The following is a 20,301-nucleotide window of genomic DNA, read 5'->3' on the forward strand; positions in this document are numbered from 1 at the left end:
GACGTGGAATGAAGAACGGGCGTCTGCTTTCACGATGCTCAATCAAACCCACGAGTATCAGTCCTGCATCCAGAGCAGTGAGCGCGTCGCGTGGAAGATCGACGACCTGTTGCCGAAGGACACCGCGCTGGATTTCACGCGGCGTTTCCTCTCGGATGCCCTGACGGGGACGGAGGGCATTCGCTGTCTCAGCGCGGGTGAGAAGCTGATGCTCAACCAGATTCGCTCCAACAGCTACGCGCACCTGTTCCTGTTCCTGGAGGAATACGCCGTGGCCCTGGCGGCGCAGCGCGCCGGGCTCGAGCTGCATGGGAATCCGACGCACATGCGCGCGCTGCTTCGCTTCAGCGAAGAGGAGCTCAAGCACCAGCAGCTCTTCGCGCGCTACACCGAGACGTTCGCCCGCGGCTTCAAGATTGCCCCGGCGCTGCTCGACAATCAGGTCGCGGTGGCCAAGGCCATCATGTCGAAGTCGAACCTGGGCGTGCTCTTCTTCAACCTCCACATGGAGCTGATGACACAGCAGCACTACGTGGAGACCATGCGCGACAACGAGCGCGAGTCCTTGGACCCGCTGTTCCGCAACATGCTCAAGCACCACTGGCTCGAGGAGGCGCAGCACACGCGGCTCGACTTCCTGGAGGCGCAGAAAATCATCGACCAGGCGCCCGACACGGTGGAAGCGGCCATGAATGAGTACGCGGAGCTGCTCCAGGCGCTGCGCGGCACGCTGAACGCGCAGCTCCAATTGGACCTCCAGACCTTCGAGAAGGCGGCGGAGCGGACCTTCACCGAGGCGGAGCGGAAGGAAATCTTCGACGCCCAGGAGCGCTCGTACGTCTGGGGCTTCATCGGCATGGGGATGAAGGCCCCGCTCTTCCTCTCCCGCCTGCGCACGCTCTCACCCTTCGCGGAGAAGCGCGTCCTCGAGCTTGCGCCGGAGTACTACTGCAACTGAGGCGCGGGCCTCAGACGACGTTCTTCAGGTGGACGTCGAGGTGCGAGTCGCTGGTGCCCAGGGTGCTCGCGTCATCCGTGGGGATGACGTAGCCCTGGGCCTCGCCGACCTGCTTGCGGAAGTAGTCCACCACCTGGGCGTCCTGCACATTGGCGGTGGTGGTCTTCTTGAGGCCATACACCGCGCCGCTCGCGTCCCGCGCCTTGACGGAGTCCGGCGCGGAGGCGACGAAGTTGTCGAGCGTGCCGGACTTCCGGCCGCCCTTCTCCGGCTGGATGGTCATGCTGGCGTTGTGGCCCTCGATGTAGCTCACGTCGTAGTAGGTCTGGTTGGCGCCGCCGTTGAACTTCACCTCACCGAGCGTCGCCGCCGCCCCGTCGCCCGCGTTGCTGCGGAAGTTGCCGGACCAGCCCTGGGGGAAGGACACCGTGCGCTTCTCGCCCGGGGCCAGGGTGAGCGAGTCCACCGGCTTCTCGCCCGCGTTGGGCGTGAACTGGACGGTCATCGGCTTCGTGCCGTCGTTCTGGAAGGTCATCGTGTTGCCCACCTTCGGCGCGTTGCCGGGCGAGGAGATGGCCTGCGACTCGGCGACCGGAGCGCCCTGCGCGGGCGGAGCGGCCCGGGGGGCGGAGGCTAGCGGCGCCGCACCGGACGACGGGACGCCCGCCTCACTCGGGGCGCCCTCGCCTCCCAGCACGCGCAAGGCCTGGCTCAGCACCCGCGCCAGCTGCGTGAGCGCGTCGTCGACCGCCGCCACGCTTCCCGCCTTCTTCGTGTCCAGTGGCGAGTCGAAGCCATCCGTCGCGAGCATCCGCCGCAGCGCCGCGCCCGGCTCCTGCCGCGAACCCTGGACGTCCGACGGGCCCTGGGGGCGAACCGGGCGCGACTCGAAGCTGGAGGTGCGTGCGGAGGAAGGGCAGCTGACGGAGGCGCGGGAGAGCGGGGGCAGGCTCATGGCGGGATTTCCTCGGGGGAAGGAGACCCGCCTGACTAGAGCAGGACGCGTGCCATGCCCCGCGCCCGGCGCGAACCGCGTCCTTCAGAGGAGGATCGTGAGGCGCCGCGACTGCGTGGGCGCCGTCACCCTGGTCACTCCAGTTACCACCCGGCCTCTGGAGTGACCACCTGCGCGAGCCCTAGCTGGACTCGCTCGAGCTGAGGCGCTTGCTGCCGATGCCACTGCCCTTGCCGAGGCTCTGCGTCTGCTCCGCGTTGCTCCGGGAGAGGGCCTCGCGCTGCGCGTCCGTCGTCACGTCCGGCCGGTTCTGGAGCAGCAGCATGCCGCCGTTGTTGTGGTGCTGGATGCGCGCCACGTCCATGGCCTTCAGGAGGTCCTTCGCCCCCACCCAGTACGTGCCGTTGACGGGGTCCTTCACCCGGAACTTGTCGTCCATGGGGTCATGGCTGAGCTCCCCGTGGTTGTACCCGTCGATGGTCACCCAGTGCAGGGCGCCCGTCTCCTGCTTGCGCTGCTCGGGCGGAAGCGCGGAGTTGGCGAGCGTGGTGGAGTCCACCATGGCCATGCCGAACTGGCCCGCCTTCAGCGCGTCGCTGATGGCATTGGGGTCGTAGTTCGTCAGCCCCTTTGTCACGGCGACGCCCATGGAGCCCAGCATGGCGCCCATCTCCTCGGGGCGGGCGCCGTCCGCCAGATTCACGTCGAACCGGTCCTGCACCGCCCGTTGGGCCGATGCCGCCGTGGCGCGGACCTCGTCGCGTTTCTGGTCCACGGAGGCGGGCCCCGCGCCCTTCGCCTTGTTCAACTGCGTGAGGCTCGCCTCGCCGCAGTCGGTCTCCGTGGTCTGCGCGACGGCCGAGTCGTCGCCGCGCCACTGCTGTTTCGCCTGCGCCTCGGCCGCCTCGTCCACGGGCTGGGAGCTGGGGGAGTTCGCCAGCCGCGCCGGGGGCACGCTCAGCGCGGGCAATTCCCTCCGGGTCGCGGCGGCCCGCTCGAAGGTGTCCCGGTGGTACGCCGAGGGCCCTGCCGCTGGTGTCTCGGGAGACTTCGCGGGGGCCGGAGCGGGGGACGTCCTTTCGAAAGAGCGGACTCGCAAGGAAGTCGTCAGGGGACTCAGGTGTGGGGAGAGCTTCACGCTGATGGCCGCCTCAGGCAGGGGGCGCAGGGGGGAGCGCCGGGGAATCATCTGCCCAGGACTTTTATCGTTTCCCGAAAAAAGTCGATAGCCCTGGGGGCCTGGGTGTGGGGTGCATCCGATATATGCGGCTACACTGCGGGCCATGCAGGACAGGGATGATTGGGGCTCCGCGCCCGACGTGGCGCCAGAGCACACGGAGACGCAGTCGGCAGTCGCCGCGCCTCCTCCGCCACGCACGGGCCCGAACACGGCGCCGACGCCTTCTCCCGGAGGGCCTTCCGGGCTGCAGCGGCCGGGGTCCGAACGGGTGGGGCGCTTCATCCCGCTGAAGGTGTTGGGGCAGGGCGGCATGGGCGTGGTGTACGCGGCCTATGACCCGGACCTGGACCGGAAGGTGGCGCTCAAGCTGCTGCGCGTGACGGGCGAGGGCGCGGACCTGGAGGCAGGGCACGCGCGGCTGCTGCGCGAGGCGCAGGCCATGGCCCGCATCTCCCACCCCAACGTCATCCCCGTCTTCGAGGCGGCCCCGTGGGACGGCCAGGTCTACGTCGCCATGGAGCTGGTGGACGGGGGCACGCTGCGCGACTGGATGCAGGCCAAGCCCCGCTCCTGGCGCGAGGTGCTGGAGAAGTACCTCGCCGCGGGGCGGGGGCTGGTGGCCGCGCACGCGGCGGGGCTGGTGCACCGCGACTTCAAGCCCGCCAACGTGCTGGTGGGGCGCGATGAGCGCGTCTTCGTCACCGACTTCGGCCTCGCCCGCGCGGTGGGTGACACCACTCCGGAGGAGGCCGTGCCCGGAGTCCTCGCGGGCCGCTCCCCCTCACTGCACGAGCCGCTCACGCAGTCCGGCGTGGTGATGGGCACGCCGGCCTTCATGTCCCCGGAGCAGTTCCGGGGCAGCGCGGTGGATGCGCGCTCGGACCAGTTCAGCTTCTGCGCGGCGCTGTACCGGGCCCTCTACGGGCAGCGTCCCTTCGACCCGGAGCAGCTCTCGCGAGCCGCCGCGGCGCTGAAGCCGAAGGAGCCGAGGGCACCGGGGGCGACGGTGTCACTGGATCGGCCCGGGACGGCGCAGCCCGCGTCCCCCATCCAGGAGCCGCCCCGCGACGCGAAGGTGCCCGCCTGGGTGCGGCGCGCGGTGATGCGCGGGCTGTCCCTGGAGCCGGAGGGCCGCTTCGCCTCCATGGAAGCGCTGCTGGAGGCGCTGTCGCAGGAGCGGCTGCTGTCGCGGCGGCGCAGGCGGCTGGGTCTCGGTGTGGCGCTGGCGGGCGTGCTGGGCGTCGTGGGCGCGGGCACGTGGTGGAGCTCGCAGGTGTGCGCGGGGGCGGAGGGGCTGGTGGCGGACACGTGGGGCCCGTTGGCGCGGCAGCGGGTGTCGGCGGCCTTCGCGGCCACGGGCAGCCCGGTGGCCGGTGAGCTGGCCCGGCGCGTGGGCGACGCGCTGGACGCCTATTCGGGGGCGTGGGCGCGGCAGCACACCGAGGCGTGCGAGGACACGCGGGTGCGGCAGGTGCAGACGGAGGCCCTGCTGTCGCAGCGGGTGGTGTGCCTGGAGCGGCGGCGCAAGGATTTGCGGGCGCTGGTGGACGCGCTGGCGGGAGCGGACCGCGCGGGCGTGGAGAAGTCGCTGGACGCCGTGTACGCGCTGCCCTCGCCCAACGACTGCGCGGACCTGGAGGCGCTGTCCGGCCAGCAGCCCCGGCCGGCGGACCCGGAGCGGCGCGCGGAGCTGGAGCGGCTGGAGGGCCAGGTCTCCGAGGTGAAGGCGCTGCTGGATTTGAGCCGCTTCAAGCCCGCACGGGAGCAGGCGGCGGCGCTGGAGCCGAAGGTGCTGGCCACGGGCTACCTGCCGCTGCTGGCCGAGCTGCGCTTCCACCTGGGCTGGCTCCAGGCAGTGCTGGGCGAGAAGGAGCAGGGCGCGGGGCTCTTGGAGCGCGCAGTGTTCGACGCCGAGGCGGGGCGGGCCGACCGGCTGAAGGTCTCCGCGCTCAACAAGCTCCTCTACGTCGAGGGTGAGCGGAAGCGCTTCGAGAATGCCGCGCGCTGGGCGCAGCTCGGCGAAGCGACGCTCCAGCGGCTCGGCGGGGACGCGGTGTTGGAGGGCGACCTGCTGGTGAATCAGGCCAACCTCGCCCTCATGCGCGAGGACCCCCAGGCGGCGCGCGCCCTTTTGGAGAAGGCGTCCGAGAAGCTCTCGCGGGCGTTGCCGCCGGGACACCCCAAGCGGGCCCGTGTGGCCTTCACGCTGGGACGCACGCTGCTGGAGTCGGGCGCCGCCGCCGAGGCGAAGCCGGTGCTGGAGGAGGCCCTCCGCCAGACGGAGGCCGCTGTGGGCCCCCTGCACGCGGACGTGGCGCGCCGGCACCTGGCCCTGTCCATGGCGCTGCGCGAGCTGAAGGAGTTTCCCCAGGCGCTGGAGCATGCCCGGGTGCTGGTGGGCCTCCAGCGGACGCTGCTCGGCAACGAGCACCTGGCCGTGGCCGAGGCGCTGGACGAGGAGGGCATGAGCCTGCTCGCGCTGAAGCGCTACGACGAGGCGCTAACGGTGTACGAGGAGGCGCTGGCCGTGAAGCGCCAGCAACTGGAGGAAGGCGACGAGGACCTCCAGTACTCGTACGACGGCGTCGGCCAGGCGCTGCTGGGCCTGGGGCGCACGCGCGAGGCGCTGGAGCCGCTGCGTCGGGCCGTGTCCTTCACGGAGGCCCAGGAGGACTCGCTGGGCGAGTCGGGCTTCGCGCTCGCGCATGCGCTCTGGAAGGAGGGGCAGTCGCAGGAGGCCCGTGCCGAGGCCACCCGCGCGCAGGCGCACTTCACTGCGTCCGGGCGCGCCGCGCAGGCCGGAGAGGTGCAGGCCTGGCTCGACTCGCTTCCCGAGGACACACCTCCACCGCCGCCCGCGCCGGCTCCGAAGAAGCAGCGGCTGCGGTAAGTCACTCGTCCGCGTCGCGGGCGGAGAGCCCGTGCTTGTGGAGCAGCTTGCGCAGGTAGAGCCGGGCAATGCCGGCCTCGCGCGCGGCGCGGGAGATGTTGCCGCCGCAGCGCTCGATGAGGCCGCGCAGGTAGTCGCGCTCGAAGCCCTCGATGAGCCGCTCCTTGGCTTCCTTGAAGGGCAGGTCCAGCGAGGCGGTGCGCTCCATGGCGGGGGTGGAGGCGCGCTCCATGTCCGGCAGGGCCTCCTCGCCGAGGTTCACCACCTGCTCCACCACGTTGCGCAATTCGCGCACGTTGCCCGGCCACGGGTACTGGAGGAGCAGCGCGCGCGTCGCATCCGACAGGGCGCCGGTGGGACGGCCGAGCCGCTCCAGTACGGTGTCGATGAGCAGCGGCACGTCCTCCGGCCGCTCGCGCAGCGGGGGCAGCGTCACGCGCAGCACCGCGAGCCGGTGGAACAGGTCCGCGCGGAAGCGGCCCTCCTGCACCGCCTTCTCCAAATCCACGTGCGTGGCGGCCAGCACCCGCACGTCCAGGGCCCGGTAGTCATTGGCGCCCACGCGCTTCACCTGTCGCCGCTCCAGCACGCGCAGGAGGCGGGGCTGGACTTCGGGTGGTAGCTCGCCCACCTCGTCGAGGAAGACGGTGCCTCCGGCGGCGCGCTCGAAGGCGCCCGCGCGGTCCGCCTGCGCGCCGGTGAAGGCGCCCTTCACGTGGCCGAAGAGCTCGGACTCGATGAGAGTGGGAGCGATGCCGGCGAGGTCCACGATGACGAAGGGGGCGTTGGCGCGCGGGCCCTGCGCGTGGATGGCCTCCGCGCACAGCTCCTTGCCGGTGCCCGTCTCGCCCTGGATGAGCACGTCCGCGCCGCCCGGGGCCAGGCGCTCCAGCAGGGTGAAGACCTCGCGCATCCGCCGGCTTTCGCCCACGAGCCCGCCGAACCGGGTGCTATCGGACGGGGGGATGACGCGCTCGCGCGAGCTCTCGGGCACCAGCTTCAGCTCGGTGGAGCCCAACCGGAGGACCGCGCCCGGACGCACCTCCAGCTCGGAGAAGCGCATGCCCTCGCAGAAGGAGCCGTTGTGCGAGTCCAGGTCGGTGGCCTTCACGCCGCCCTCGGACACGTCCAGGCGGAGGTGCTGCCGCGAGATGGCCTTGTCATTGAGGACGATGTCGCACTCGGGGGACTTGCCCAGGCGGTACTCGCCGGGCGCCAGCGGGTGGCTCCGGCCCACCTGGGGCCCGGACAGCACCAGCAGCTTCAGCCGCGTCGGGCCGGACCGGGCCTTCATGAGGGAGACCGTGGGGTCTCCGCCCTCCTGCTCGTCGTCGTCGGGTGCGTGCGCCACGATGCGCAGGTTACCACTCCCGGGCGAGGCGCCACCCGAGGCGTTCCGGACCTCGCGCGGCTCCGTCGCTCAGTCGCCCAGCTTCAGGCGCTTCGTCACCTCCACCACGCGCTCCCGGATGAAGCGGATGGCCTCGTCGTCCTCGACGGCGCCCCGCCAGAGCAACTCCATGGCCGTGCCCCCCAGGGGGAGCGGCACCGCCGTCGTCTTCAGATGCGGGCGCAGGGAGAGGATGTCCCTGGCAACCATGAGGGGCACCGTGGCGAGCAGGTCGCTGCCGTCCAGCAGGGCCCCGATGCTCTGGAACGTCGGCACCGACACCCGCACCCGACGCTGGACGTCGAAGTGGTCCTCGACGACGCCGCGCAGGTCTCCGTTGTAGGAGACGATGATGTGCTCGTGCTCGAGGTAGCGCTCCAGGGTGAGGCGCCTGCCAACGCGGGCGTGGCGCGGGTCGAAGAGACACACGAAGCCCCCCTTGAGGAGCGCCAGGCGCCGGGTGCCCGCCGGCAATTCGTCGGCCACCGTCACCGCGAGGTCCACCGCCGAGGTGGTCAGCGCGTCGGCGACGGTGCGGAACTGCACCGGGAGCACCACGAGCCGCATGCGCGGCGCCTCCGTGGCGAGGATGCGGAGCAGGGGCGGAAGCAGCAGGGCCTCGTTCACGTCCGACAGGCCGAGCCGCACCGTGCGCTCACTCGTCTTCGGGTCGAACGTCGCCGGTGTCAGCGCGGCCTCCACGAGCGCCCCCAGGTGCGGCCGCGCCGAAGCGAGCAGGCGCTCGCCGCGCGTCGTCAGGGCCAGCCCACGTCCCGCGCGGACGAAGAGCGGCGCGCCCACCGTGGAGGCGAGCCGCCGCAGCGCCGCGCTCACGGCCGGCTGCGTGAGGTACAGGCGGCTCGCCGCCGCCGTGACGCTGCCCGCCTCCGCCACCACGACGAAAACCCGGAGGAGGTTGAGGTCCAGGTTCCTCCCATAGATGTCATTCATGCGTGAGATGCATCCTATTCAATGGATTTCAGCATGGCGAATGATGAATCTCCCTCTCACACGGAGGGACGACACATGGGTACGAACGAGTCGAAGCAGGCGCAGCGCACGGTGAAGCTGGGTTCCACGGGCCCCGAGGTATTCCCGCTCGGGCTGGGCTGCATGGGCATGTCGGGCATGTACGGCGCGACGGATGACGCGGAGAGCATCCGCACCATCCAGACGGCCATCGACCGGGGTGTCACGCTCATCGACACCGGGGACTTCTACGGGATGGGCCACAACGAGATGCTCGTGGGACGCGCCATCGTGGGCCGGCGCGAGAAGGTCCAGCTCTCGGTGAAGTTCGGGGCGCTGCGCGGGCCGGACAACAGCTGGGGCGGCATGGACACGCGCCCCGCGGCGGTGAAGAACTTCGTGGCCTACAGCCTGAAGCGGCTGGGCGTGGACGTCATCGACATCTACCGCCCCGCGCGGTTGGACCCGGCGGTCCCCATCGAGGACACCATCGGCGCCATCGCGGACCTGGTGAAGGCGGGCTACGTGCGCCACATCGGGCTGTCGGAGGTGGGCGTGGAGACCATCCGCCGCGCGCACCGCGTGCACCCCATCGTGGACCTGCAGATTGAGTACGCGGTGTCGACCCGCGGCCCCGAGGCTGAAATCTTCCCCGTGCTCAAGGAGCTGGGCATCAGCGCGACGCTCTACGGCGTCCTCTCGCGCGGGCTGCTGTCCGGGAGCAAGCCGCAGGGGAAGGGCGACTACCGCGCATACCTGCCGCGCTTCACCGGCGCCAACGGCGAGAAGAACGAGGATGTGGTGGCCGCCATCCACCGCTTCGCCCAGGAGCGGAAGCTGACGCCGGGGCAGCTCGCGATTGCCTGGGTGCTCGCGCGCCAGCCGGCCTTCGTGCCCGTGGTGGGCTCGAAGACGGTGGCGCAGCTCGATGACGCGCTGGGCGCGCTGTCCCGTCCGCTGTCGAAGGAGGACGCCGCGGCCCTGGAGTCGCTGGTGAAGATCTCCGGCGACCGCTACGGGGAGGAGCAGATGCGCCACCTCGACAGCGAGCGCCGGTAGCGCGGCGCTCGGTGGGCGCGTGGGCTCAGGCCGCGCTGGGGGCGAAGACGCGGAGGCGGTGGCCGTCCGGGTCCAGCGCGACGAAGGTGTGGCCGAAGTCCAGGTCCGTCGGCGCCTGGGCGATGGGCAGCCCCCTCCCGCTCCAGTCGGCATGCATGGCGCGGACGGCGTTGGCATCCGCGACGGCGAAGGCCAGCTCGGCGCCCCCGCCCGTCGCCTTGGCGGCGGGCTCCACCGTGTGCTTGGACCAGAGGCCGAGCATCACCCCCGACGACAGGGCGAACATCGCGAAGGTCGGCGAGGACTCGACGGCCGGACGTCCCAGCAGGCCGGCGTAGAAGGCGGCGCTGGCGGGAGGGCTGTCGACGTAGAGCAGGACGAAGTTGGGGTCGGTCATGACGGTTCTCCGAAAAGGAAGGGTTGGCAGCTGTGCCGGGCAGGGCGACCTGTCCGGCGGCGAGACCCTTCTTAGGGGAGGCCCCTGTCAGATTCTGTCAGCAGCGAGCAGGGGCTACTGCGGGGCGACGCGCTCGGCCTCGCGCCACTCGCGCAGGAGCACCTGGCGCCGGCGGGGGTAGCCCGCCTCGGACGGCTTCAGCGCGGTGAGGCGGTCCGCTCGGAAGTGGCGGAAGCCCTGGCGCAGCTCGCACCACGCGACGATGACGCGCACGCGGTCGAAGAAGCCGAGCGCGAAGGGCCAGATGGTGCGCGTACTCTCCGTGTCCTTCAAATCACGGTAGGTGATGACCAGCTTGCGCTCCGCGCGGATGGCCTGCCGGACGACGCCCAGGTCCAGGTTCCCGGACACGATGGGCTCACCGGGGCCGACGAGCAGCGTCGTCGAGTCGAGCTCGTCCCGCAGGTCCGCCGGCAGCACGGCGGCAATCTTGGCCAGCGCGTCGCGCGCGGCGAGTCCTAGCCGGTCATCCGCCCGGTGCGCCACCCACCGCGAGCCGAGCACCAGCGCCTCCAGCTCGTCCTCGGAGAACATCAGCGGAGGGAGGGTGAAGCCGGGGCGGAGGACGTACCCGAACCCCGGCTCCCCCTCGATTCGAGCGCCCTGCGCCTGGAGGCTGGCGATGTCGCGGTAGAGCGTGCGCAGGCTGATGCCCAGCTCGGCGGACAGCGTCGCGCCACTCACGGGAGTCCGTTGCCGGCGGAGGAGCTGGAGCAGGTCGAGCAGTCGTTCGGCGCGGGACACGCGGAGAGCATAGTGCCTCTGGGAGCCCTCCGCGCGGGCGGCCCCTATAGGGTGTTGATGAAGGCGATGATGGCCACCCGCTCGTCCTCGAAGAGGTAGTTCGCGAAGAGGTCCCGTGCGGCCTTGCCCTGGCCGGCATGGGCGAGGATGGCGTCCCGGACGTTGTGCGCGCGGCCGTCATGCAGGAAGCGGGTGCGGACCCGCGCGCCCCAGAGCGGTGCCGTGCGGATGTCGTTGGCCCCGGCCCCGTTCTGCACGATTCCGTCGCCCAGCGGGCCCATGTCGTGCAGGAGGAAGTCCGAGTAGGGGAAGAAGGTCTTCTTGTTGAGGGCGGCGATGCTGTTCGTGCCCGTGGTCAGTGACGGCTCGTGGCAGTCGGTGCAGCCAATCCAATAGAAGAGGTCCTCGCCGTCGATGGAGTCCGGGGTGCTGGGGCCGCGGGGCGGCGGGGCGTGCAGCTGCATGAAGTCACGGAACTTCAGCATGTCCACGTCGCCCTCGTCCTCGGGGCCCTGGGAGTCGGGCACGGGGTCGCAGCTCGCGAGCAGCTCGCAGTCTCCATTGGGGCAGTTGTCCGTGGGGAAGATGGACGAGGTGATGCCCATCTCGTTGAGGTAGGCGTCCGCGGCGAAGACGAGCAGCGAGGGGACCTGGGCCTTCCAGCCGAACTTGCCGACGGTCTTCTTTCCCAGCGGCGGGTTGTCCACCAGGTTGGCCCGGCCCGCGGTGCTCGGGTAGTACTGGCGCTGGACGCTGGCGAGGTTGAGGAAGGTGCTGTCCGGCACCGCGTCCACGAGCCCCAGCCCGAAGAGCGGCGTGGTGAGCCGGCCCGAGACGACGTTGGCCGCGGCGGGCACCACCTCTCCGGTGAAGTTGCACAGGGGCGACGTCTGGCCGATGCCGGTGGTCTGGATGAGCGAGCCCCCGTTCTGCGCCAGCGGGTCGAAGCTGCCGTCCGCGTTCTTCTTCCCGAAGCGGGTCTCCACGATTTCCCCCGCGCCGCCAATGGCCCCCTGCACATGGCACGTCGCGCACGAGTTGCCGTTGAAGACCGGGCCGAGGCCGTCCGAGGCATCCTCCTCCTCCTCGAAGGCGAGGCGTCCCTCCTGGAACAGGGCCAGCTGCGCCGTGGTCAGCCCGGGGAGCCCGCTCTCGAAGGTGGCCGTCACCACGGCGGAGGATTGCTCGGCCACCTCGGAGCCCGGGTCTTCACCCATACTTCCGGTGCTACACGCCAGGCTGAGACTGAGACATCCAATAGACACGACGAGACTGCTCGAATGCCAGTTCGGGCTCATGGGTCTTCCTCTGTGTGCGTTTGGAGATACGGCCGTCGCCCGAGCTGTGCGGCGTGTATTCAGGGTCGACGAAGAGGCGACGAGGACCGGCGGGGATGGCTGGTTTACTCGTACGGTGTGTGAATTGTCAAAGCGCGACCGTGTCGATAAATGTAGTTGCAGTCGCGGATATTGAGAAAATACATTTAACTATGGTAATCTTGGAATAGCCGGCCCGGTGGCCGGTCCACACACCCCGAGGAAACACACCCGTGAAAATGAGGACCTTGATCATCAGTCTGTCGCTGGGCGGCCTCCTGGCTGCCTGCGGCGGCGCGCCCGAGGAAATGCCGACCGACACCGAGACGCCGGTCGGCGAGACGGAGCAGGGCATCTGCGAGGGCTACGACAACGGCGCGCGTCACTGCACGTTCAAGTGCACCGCGAACGACTTCCGCCACTGGTACGGCTACAACGACGTCGCGTGGGGCCAGTGCCACGACGTCGCGGTGCGTGACTGCGGCCGCGAGCCGTACAGCGTCTGCTGGAGCATCCCGTGATGCGGCACGTCATCCTGGGTCTGGTGTCCGCGGTCCTCCTCGCCGCCTGCGGTGGTGCTCCCGAGGGCACGGAGGAGACGGCGCAGCCTTCCACCGAGCTCCCCGACCGTTCGTTGTCCGTCCTGACGCGCGACCGCGTCGAGGGCGAGGTCAACGCGCTGTGGACCGCCAACTGTGCCGGCTGGGACAGCGGCGGCCGCACCTGTTCGTGGAAGTGCCGCAGCTCCAGCGAGTGGATGTGGGCCCTCCAGTCCGTCGCGTACGGGCAGTGCAACGCCTACGCGAACAACTTCTGCGGCTATGACGCGTACAAAACCTGCTGGAGCAGCAACTCGCACCCGTAGGCCGTCCCGCTGAAACATGAGGCCCGGACTCTTCGTGAGCCCGGGCCTTTCTTTTTGCCGCATTGCGCCACGTCTGTCTTTGCAGACGAGGGCCCGTCTTGCCCGTCCGGTCTCCAGGGAGGGCAAGGCTGGTGCCTTGGACTCGTATTTCTTGAACACGGTAGTTTTTCAGTCCCCGCACCCCCGGAGCCGTGATGACGCGTCCCATCCCCGAGCCAGACACCCGCAACGGTTCCACCCGAGAGCCCATCGCCATCGTCGGCATCGGTTGCCGTTTTCCGGGCGGTGCGCACAGCGGGCCCGCGTTCTGGAAGTTGCTGTGCGAGGGGTTCGACGCGATTGGCGAGGTGCCGTCCGACAGGTGGTCTCCGACGAACTTCTTCGACCCGGACCCGCGCACGCCGGGGAAGACGGCGGTGCGGCTGGGCGGCTACGTGGACCAGCGCATCCAGTTGTTCGACGCGGCGTTCTTCGGCATCTCCCCGCGCGAGGCGGCGTGCCTGGACCCGCAGCAGCGCCTGCTGCTGGAGACGGCCTGGGAGGCGTTCGAGGACGCCGGCATCGTCCCGGAGACGCTGGCGGGCGGCGACACGGGCGTGTTCTCCGGCGGCTTCATGCAGGACAGCGCCAGCGTGCAGATGGGCTACCTGAACCGGGACCTCATCGGGCAGCACACCAGCGTGGGCGCGTCCCTCACCATGCTGTCCGCGCGTCTGTCCTACGTCTTCGATTTGCGCGGGCCCTGCATCAGCGTGGACACGGCCTGTTCCTCGTCACTGGTGGCCACGCACTACGCCGTCCACGCCCTCTGGAACGGTGAGTGCTCGCAGGCGCTCGTCGCGGGCGTCAACGTGATGATGAACCCGGCGGTGCCCATCGCCCTCACCAAGGCCGGCTTCCTCTCGCCGGACGGGCGGTGCAAGGCCTTCGACGCGAGCGCCAACGGCTACGTGCGCAGCGAGGGTGCGGGCGTCGTCGTCCTCAAGCCGCTGTCCGCCGCGCTCAGGGACAAGGACCGCGTCTACGCGCTCATCCGGGGCAGCGCGGTGAACCAGGACGGGCGCTCGGACGGCATCACCCAGCCCAACCAGGAGGCGCAGGAGGCCCTTCTCCGCGACGCGTACAGCCGCGCCGGCATCTCCCCGCACGAGGTGCAGTACGTGGAGGCGCACGGGACGGGGACGCCCGTGGGTGACAAGACGGAGGCCGGCGCGATTGCGGCGGTGGTGGGCGCGGGCCGCGAGCCGGGCACGCCCTGTGTCGTCGGCTCGGTGAAGACGAACCTGGGCCACATGGAAGGGGCCGCGGGCGTGGGCGGGCTCATCAAGGCGGCGCTGGCCCTCGAGCACCGCCAGATTCCCCCGCACCTGCACCTGCACAACCCCTCGCCGCACATCCCGTTCGACAAGAACAACCTCCGCGTTCCGAAGACGCTCGAGCCCTGGCCGGCCACGGACGGGCCGCTGCTCGCGTCCGTCAATTCCTTCGGCTACGGAGGCACCAACGCGCACGTGGTGCTGGAAGGGCCCCCGGAGCAGGCGGGCGCGGCAAGGGCCGGCGCGGCGGCGTCGGAGTGGCTCATCCCCATCTCCGCGAAGAAGCCGGAGGCGCTGAAGGCGTACGCGGCGGCGCTCGCGGCGTGGGTGCGGGAGCGGCGCGAGTCCGGCGGCCTGACGCTGGAGGACCTCGCGTACTCCGCCAGCGTCCGGCGCAGCCACCACGAGCAGCGCGGTGCCCTGGTGGTGAAGTCGCTCGACGACGCGGCGGCGCAGCTCGACGCCTATGTGGGCGGGGACGAGAGCGTGCTCGCCGCGAGCGGCCGCGTGGCGCCGGGCAAGGCGCCCAAGCGCGTCTTTGTCTTCACCGGCATGGGGCCCCAGTGGTGGGGCATGGGCCGCGAGTTGTACGAGACGCACCCCGCGTTCCGCGCGGCGGTGGACGTGTGTGACGCCGCCTTCAAGCGGCTGGGCTCCACGGGCGTCCTCGCGTCGCTGCTCGCCCCGGAGTCCGCCGCGCGGATGGACGACCCGTACGTCGCGCAGACCACCAACTTCCTCGTGCAGGTGGGACTCACCGCGGTGTGGAAGGAGCTGGGCGTGCGGCCGGACGTCGTCGTCGGGCACAGCGCGGGCGAGGCCGCCGCCGCGTACTGCGCGGGCGCGCTGTCATTCGAGGACGCCGTGCGCGTGTGCCACCACCGCTCGCAGCAGCAGGCGAAGACGGCGGGGCAGGGGCGCATGCTGGCCGTGGGCCTGTCCGCCGAGGAGGCCAATACCCTCATCGCGTCGCACCCGGAGGTCTGCGTGGGCGCCATCAACGCGCCCGCCTCCGTCGCGCTCTCCGGCGCCACGGCGGCGCTGGAGTCGGTGGCCCGTATCCTGGAGGAGCGGCAGGTCTTCAACCGCTTCGTCCCCGGCAACGTGCCCTACCACAGCCCGAAGATGGACCCGCTGGAGGCGGACCTGCGGCAGGGGCTCGCCGGGCTGAGCCCGCGCGAGGCGGAGGTTCCGCTGTACTCCACCGTGCTCGGTGAGCGCGTCCGGGGCGACGAGCTGGATGCCGGCTACTGGTGGCGCAACGTCCGCGAGCCCGTGCGCTTCGAGGCCGCCGTCGGGCAGATTGTCGCGGCCGGCGGGGAGGGCTACCTCTTCATCGAGGTGGGCCCCCACCCGGTGCTGTCGATGGCGATTGCCGCCTGCCTCAAGCAGCACCAGCGCACCGGCGCGGCGGTGCCCTCGCTCCACCGGGAGCGGCGCGAGCAGGCCACGCTGCTCACGTCGCTCGGGCGCATCTTCGTCGCGGGCGGCCGCATCGACTTCGTCCGGCAGCATTCGGAGGGCGCGCGCTTCTTCCCGCTGCCCGCGTACCCCTGGCAGCGCGAGCACTACTGGCTGGAGTCCGCAGCGTCCATCCAGGACCGGCTCGGCACGCCGGGCCACCCGCTCTTGCGCCGCAAGCTGGCCGCGTCGACGCCGACGTGGGAGGCCGAGCTGTGCACGGGGCTGTTGCCGTACCTGCCCGACCACAAGGTCCAGGGGCAGGTCGTCTACCCGGGCGCCGCCTACGTCGACGCCGCGATGGCGATGGAGCGCGCGGTGTCCGGCGCCACCAGCTTCACGCTGGAGCGGCTGGACATCCGCACCGCGCTCGTCGTGCCGGCGGCGCAGAGCACCGTGCTGCGGATGACGCATGAGCCAGAGACGGGGACGTTCCACATCCACTCGTATCAGCGCGGCGACGAGCGCTCGTGGTCGCTCCACGCCACGGGCCGCCTGCTCAAGCAGCCTGTCGCGCCCCAGCGCGGCCGGTTCGACCTGGCGGCGCTCCAGGAGGCGTGCCGGACGAAGCTGGAGGCGGGGTGGATCTACGCGTCGCTGGAGCGCAGCGGCTTCCAGTACGGGCCGTGGTTCCAGGGCATCCACGAGCTGTCGTGCAGCTCGAATGGCGAGGCGCTGGCCCGCATCGAGCTGCGCACGAAGCCCGAGGACGATGCCGCGCACTACATCCTCCACCCGGCGCTCCTGGACGCGTGCTTCCAGACGCTCGTGGCCACCATCTCCGAGGGCGGGCAGAACCTCGACCCGTCCGCGACGTACCTGCCCGTGGGCATCCACGAGATTCGCGTCAACCGCCCCGCGACAGGGAAGCTCTGGGCCTATGGCCGGTTCAGCTCGCGCACGGAGTCGGAGGTGCGCGCGGACCTGTGGATGATGGATGAAGCCGGTGAGGTCATCGCCGAGCTGCGGGGCGTGCGGGCGCGCGCGCTGCCCAAGCCAGCCCGGCAGGCGGCGGTGACGGACGACTGGTTCTATCAATTGCGGTGGGAGCCGAAGGCGCTGGAGCCTGTCGTGGAGGCACCGGCCGCCGGCACCGAGCCCGAGCGCTGGCTGCTGTTCTCGGATGGCTCGCCGCTCGCGCGGCAGCTCGACGCGGCGCTCACGGAGGCGGGGCGGGCGCCCATCCTGATTACGGAGGGCGACGCCGAGGCCCGCCTGGGCGAGCGCCACTTCCAGGTACGTCCGGGCGAGGCGGGCGACATGCACCGCCTCATCGCGGAATTGGCCGCCGACAGGCGGACGCTCCATGTCGCGTACCTGTGGTCGCTGGAGCTGCCGCTGGCTTCGCGGCCGCTCAGCATCACCGGCATCGACGGCTGTGGCCGCATCCTGCCCATCATCCAGGGACTGGCGGGGGCCACCTCCGTTGGGACGCACCGGATGTGGGTGCTCACCCAGGGCGGGCAGCGCGTGCGCGACGAGCGGCTGGAGCACGCGGCGGCCTCGCCGCTGTGGGCCATGGCGCGCATGTCGAACGTGGAGCACCGGCAGCTTCGCTGCGTGTGCCTGGACCTGGACCCCGCGAGGGCCGACACCGCCGGCCAGCTTCCCGACGTGCTGCGGGAGTTGCTGCACGGTGGTGAGGAGACGGAGGTCGCCCTCCGGGAAGGCGCCCGCTACGCCGTGCGGCTGGAGCGGATTGCCCCCGGCGCGCCCGAGCGCTTGGAGCCTGTCTCGCTCGACCAGGTGTCGGTGACGCTCAAGCCGCCGTCCCAGCGTGGCAGCCTCGCGGGCGTCACGTTCGAGCGCTCCGCGCGCGTGCGTCCCGGCCCGGGACAGTTGGAAATCGAGGTGCACGCCGCGGGGCTCAACTTCAAGGACATCGCCAAGCTGCGCGGCATGCTGAGTGACACGGACCTGGACGCGAGCTACTTCGGGCGCCGGCTCGGCATGGACTGCTCCGGTGTAGTGACGGCCGTGGGGGAGGGTGTCACCGGCTTCGCCGTCGGGGACGCCGTCGTCGGCGTGGCGCCGGGGTGCCTCGCGTCGCACGTCATCGCCCGCGCCAGCGACGTGTGGCGCAAGCCTCCCGAGCTGAGCTTCGAGGACGCCACGGGCCTGGGGCCCTTCGTCTACGCCATCTACGCGCTCGGCCACGTCGGCCGCCTGCGCGCGGGGGAGACGGTGCTCATCCACTCGGCCGCGGGTGGCACGGGCCTGGCGGCGGTGCACTGGGCGCGACACCTGGGCGCGGAGGTGCTGGCCACGGCCGGCAGCCCGGAGAAGCGCGCGTACCTGGAGTCGCTCGGCGTGAAGTGCGTCATGGACTCGCGCTCGCTGTCCTTCACCGACGAGGTGATGGAGTACACGAAGGGGCGCGGCGTCGACGTGGTGCTCAACACGTTGATGGGCGAGGGGCTGCGGCGGAGCCTGTCGGTGCTGGCGCCGCTCGGTCGGTTCGTGGACCTGACCTACTTCGGCAACCAGCGCTTCGAGCTGGCGCCGCACACCTACCCGCGCAACGTGTCCCTGCTCGCCGTGGACGTCGACTCGCTCTTCGTGCACCGGCCGCAGGAGACGGCGGCGCTGCTGGCCGAGCTGGCGCAGGCGTATCAGCAGGGCATTGCCCGGCCGCTGCCCGTCACCGTCTTCCCGCCGTCGCGGATGACGGAGGCCTTCGGACACCTGGCGGAGCGGAAGAACATCGGCCGCGCCACGGTGAGCATGCGCTCCGGTGAGGTCCGCGTCCCGCCGAGCAGCGACGTGGGGCTGCGTCCCGACGCGACGTACCTCATCACCGGCGGCCTGGGCGGCTTCGGCCTCGCCACGGCCCGCTGGCTCGTGGAGCACGGAGCGCGTCACCTGGCGCTCGCGGGCCGCACTGGTGCGGCGACGGACGATGCGAAGCGCGGCGTGGCGGAATTGGAGCAGCGGGGCGTGGTGGTGAAGGTCCTCCGCGCCGACGTGGCGCGCGAGGAGGACGTCGCGCGCATGCTCAGGGAGTCGGAGGAGGGCATGCCTCCGCTGCGCGGCATCATGCACGCGGCCGCCGCCTTCGACGGCGAGTTCCTGGTGGAGTCCTCCGCCGAATTGCTGCGCAAGGCGATGACGCCCAAGGTGCTGGGCGCGTGGTACCTGCACCAGCTCACGCGGGACATGCCGCTCGACTTCTTCGTGCTCTTCTCGTCCGTCGCCGGAACGCTGGGCGAGACGGGTACGGCGGCCTACTCCGCGGCGAACCACTTCCTGGACACGCTGGCCCATGTCCGCCGCAGCCAGGGCCTGCCCGGCATCAGCATCGGGTGGGGCCTGCTGGCGGACGTCGGCATCGGCGTGAAGGACGCGCGCATCGGAGCCCTGGTGCAGTCCGTGGGGCACCGCCCCATGCCGGTGAAGGAGTTGCTCGGGGTACTTGGCGAGGCGCTGCGGACGAAGCCCGCGCACCTGTTCGTCACCGACATCGACTGGGCGCGCTGGGCGGTGAGCCACCCGCTGATGAAGACGGTGCCGCGCCTGTCCCATGTCATCTCCCAGGACCTGGTGAACGGCAACGGCGACGGCGGCCAGAGCCTCAAGGACTCCCTGCGCGACGTGGAGGGCCCCGAGCGCGAGAAGCTGGTGCGCACGCGGTTCACGGACCAGCTCGCGGTGGTGCTCCGCACGAGCGCGGACCGCATCGACGCGAACACGCCGCTGGGTGACCTGGGCATGGACTCGCTGATGGCGTCCGAGCTGTCCATCCGGCTGGAGAAGGACACCGGAATGATGATTCCGATGATGATGCTGATGCGCCGCTCGACCATCCAGGACGTCGTGCAGCGCCTGCTGGAGATGCTCGCGCTCCCTTCGGCGGACCCGGCGGCGCAGGGCGCGTCCTCGGGTATCAAGCCCACGCAGCACTCCTTCGTCAGCGAGGACGGGCTGACGGTGTACGGACACCTGAGCCTGCCGCCCGGGCCGGGCCCGCACCCGGCGGTGGTCGTCCACACCCAGGACCCCGGCGGCGCGCTCAACGCCGAGGGCCACTACGTCCGGCTGGCCGAGCACGGCCCGCTGCTCGCCCGGGGCTACGCTGTCTTCACCGTGGACCAGCGCGGCGCGCCGGGGCACGGCGAGGAGTTCGCACGGATGACCGACCTGGGCGGCGCAGAGGTCCCCGACCTCACGGCCGCGGCCCGCTATTTGGGAACGCTGCCTTCCATCGACGCGAGCCGCCTCGCCGTCATGGGGACGAGCCGTGGCGCCTACTCGGCGCTGCTCGCCGTCTGCCAGGCGCCGGAGTTGTGGAAGGCCGCGCTGCTGTCCATGGGCTTCTACGAGCCGCTGTCGTTCATCCAGGCGGAGCGGCGCGCGCGCCCGGACACCTCGCCGCTGCTCCAGCACGGCCAGGCGTGGGACGCCATCGAGCTGCACTTCGCGGAGCGCGTGCGCCAGCCGTTGCAGCTGCTCGGCGGCGTGCGGGCGCCCCTGATGGTCATCCATGGGGATGCCGACCCGCTCCACCCGGTGGAGCATGCGCTCCAGCTCCAGCGGGTGGCGCGGGAGCAGGGCGTGCAGGCGGCGCTCGAGGTCATCCCCGGCATGGACCACGACGTCGAGCAGCGGCACGCGGTGTGGCCGAAGCTCTGGGCGCGGATGGCCGACTTCCTGGATGGCCACCTGGGCGTGACGCCCTCTGTGCCCGTCCCGGGGCGCGTGGCTCCGGAGCTCCAGGCGCGGGTGGGCTGAGGGATACCGGCGC

At 71.0% G+C, this 20,301-nt stretch carries 13 protein-coding genes; 6 read left to right on the plus strand and 7 right to left on the minus strand.

Annotation, left to right across the window (positions count from 1 at the left end; genetic code table 11):
- Positions 1-34: 34 nt before the first annotated feature.
- Positions 35-958, plus strand: coding sequence for a diiron oxygenase (locus G4D86_RS37185; RefSeq protein ID WP_163998968.1), 924 nt, complete (start codon positions 35-37; stop codon positions 956-958).
- Between the two features lie 10 nt (positions 959-968).
- Here G4D86_RS37185 and G4D86_RS37190 read toward each other — a convergent pair whose 3' ends face one another.
- Together G4D86_RS37190 and G4D86_RS37195 are read right to left on the minus strand one after the other, a co-directional pair.
- Positions 969-1,913, minus strand: coding sequence for a glycoside hydrolase 64/thaumatin family protein (locus tag G4D86_RS37190; protein ID WP_163998969.1), 945 nt, complete (start codon positions 1,911-1,913; stop codon positions 969-971).
- A 181-nt stretch (positions 1,914-2,094) separates the two neighbouring features.
- Positions 2,095-2,883, minus strand: coding sequence for a hypothetical protein (locus G4D86_RS37195; protein WP_163998971.1), 789 nt, complete (start codon positions 2,881-2,883; stop codon positions 2,095-2,097).
- Positions 2,884-3,361: 478 nt separating this feature from the next.
- Between G4D86_RS37195 and G4D86_RS37200 the strand changes: the two genes are divergently transcribed.
- On the plus strand, positions 3,362-5,983 hold the full coding sequence (locus tag G4D86_RS37200) for a serine/threonine-protein kinase (protein WP_240360674.1): 2,622 nt from the start codon (positions 3,362-3,364) through the stop codon (positions 5,981-5,983).
- A gap of 1 nt (position 5,984) precedes the next feature.
- Here G4D86_RS37200 and G4D86_RS37205 read toward each other — a convergent pair whose 3' ends face one another.
- Both G4D86_RS37205 and G4D86_RS37210 read right to left on the minus strand, forming a co-directional pair.
- Positions 5,985-7,277, minus strand: coding sequence for a sigma 54-interacting transcriptional regulator (locus G4D86_RS37205; protein WP_163999046.1), 1,293 nt, complete (start codon positions 7,275-7,277; stop codon positions 5,985-5,987).
- Between the two features lie 126 nt (positions 7,278-7,403).
- On the minus strand, positions 7,404-8,324 hold the full coding sequence (locus tag G4D86_RS37210) for a LysR family transcriptional regulator (protein WP_163998975.1): 921 nt from the start codon (positions 8,322-8,324) through the stop codon (positions 7,404-7,406).
- A gap of 75 nt (positions 8,325-8,399) precedes the next feature.
- Between G4D86_RS37210 and G4D86_RS37215 the strand changes: the two genes are divergently transcribed.
- Positions 8,400-9,401, plus strand: coding sequence for an aldo/keto reductase (locus G4D86_RS37215; RefSeq protein WP_163998977.1), 1,002 nt, complete (start codon positions 8,400-8,402; stop codon positions 9,399-9,401).
- Between the two features lie 25 nt (positions 9,402-9,426).
- Here the strand turns inward: G4D86_RS37215 and G4D86_RS37220 are convergent, their stop codons facing one another.
- The 3 genes from G4D86_RS37220 to G4D86_RS37230 all read right to left on the minus strand — a co-directional run bounded on the left by G4D86_RS37220 (position 9,427) and on the right by G4D86_RS37230 (position 11,819).
- Positions 9,427-9,798 (minus strand): VOC family protein, encoded by a 372-nt coding sequence (locus G4D86_RS37220; RefSeq protein ID WP_163998978.1) that lies wholly within the window; start codon positions 9,796-9,798, stop codon positions 9,427-9,429.
- A gap of 114 nt (positions 9,799-9,912) precedes the next feature.
- Positions 9,913-10,602: a helix-turn-helix transcriptional regulator gene (locus tag G4D86_RS37225; RefSeq protein ID WP_163998980.1), complete on the minus strand. Its 690-nt coding sequence runs from the start codon at positions 10,600-10,602 to the stop codon at positions 9,913-9,915.
- Between the two features lie 44 nt (positions 10,603-10,646).
- A complete protein-coding gene (locus G4D86_RS37230; protein WP_163998981.1) occupies positions 10,647-11,819 on the minus strand; it encodes a di-heme oxidoredictase family protein in 1,173 nt (390 codons plus the stop codon).
- A gap of 338 nt (positions 11,820-12,157) precedes the next feature.
- Here G4D86_RS37230 and G4D86_RS37235 point away from each other — a divergent pair, with 338 nt between their 5' ends.
- From G4D86_RS37235 to G4D86_RS37245, 3 genes are all read left to right on the plus strand, one after another.
- Complete coding sequence (locus G4D86_RS37235) at positions 12,158-12,439, plus strand: hypothetical protein (RefSeq protein WP_163998983.1); 282 nt, start codon at positions 12,158-12,160, stop codon at positions 12,437-12,439.
- Positions 12,439-12,783: a hypothetical protein gene (locus G4D86_RS37240; protein ID WP_163998985.1), complete on the plus strand. Its 345-nt coding sequence runs from the start codon at positions 12,439-12,441 to the stop codon at positions 12,781-12,783. The genes G4D86_RS37235 and G4D86_RS37240 overlap by 1 nt, the downstream gene beginning before the upstream one ends.
- A 194-nt stretch (positions 12,784-12,977) precedes the next feature.
- The gene (locus tag G4D86_RS37245; protein ID WP_163998986.1) at positions 12,978-20,288 is read left to right on the plus strand and encodes a type I polyketide synthase; all 7,311 of its coding nucleotides are present in this window, start codon (positions 12,978-12,980) and stop codon (positions 20,286-20,288) included.
- The last annotated feature ends 13 nt before the right edge of the window (positions 20,289-20,301 follow it).

Source organism: Pyxidicoccus caerfyrddinensis (genome assembly GCF_010894405.1).
GTDB lineage: Bacteria > Myxococcota > Myxococcia > Myxococcales > Myxococcaceae > Myxococcus > Myxococcus caerfyrddinensis.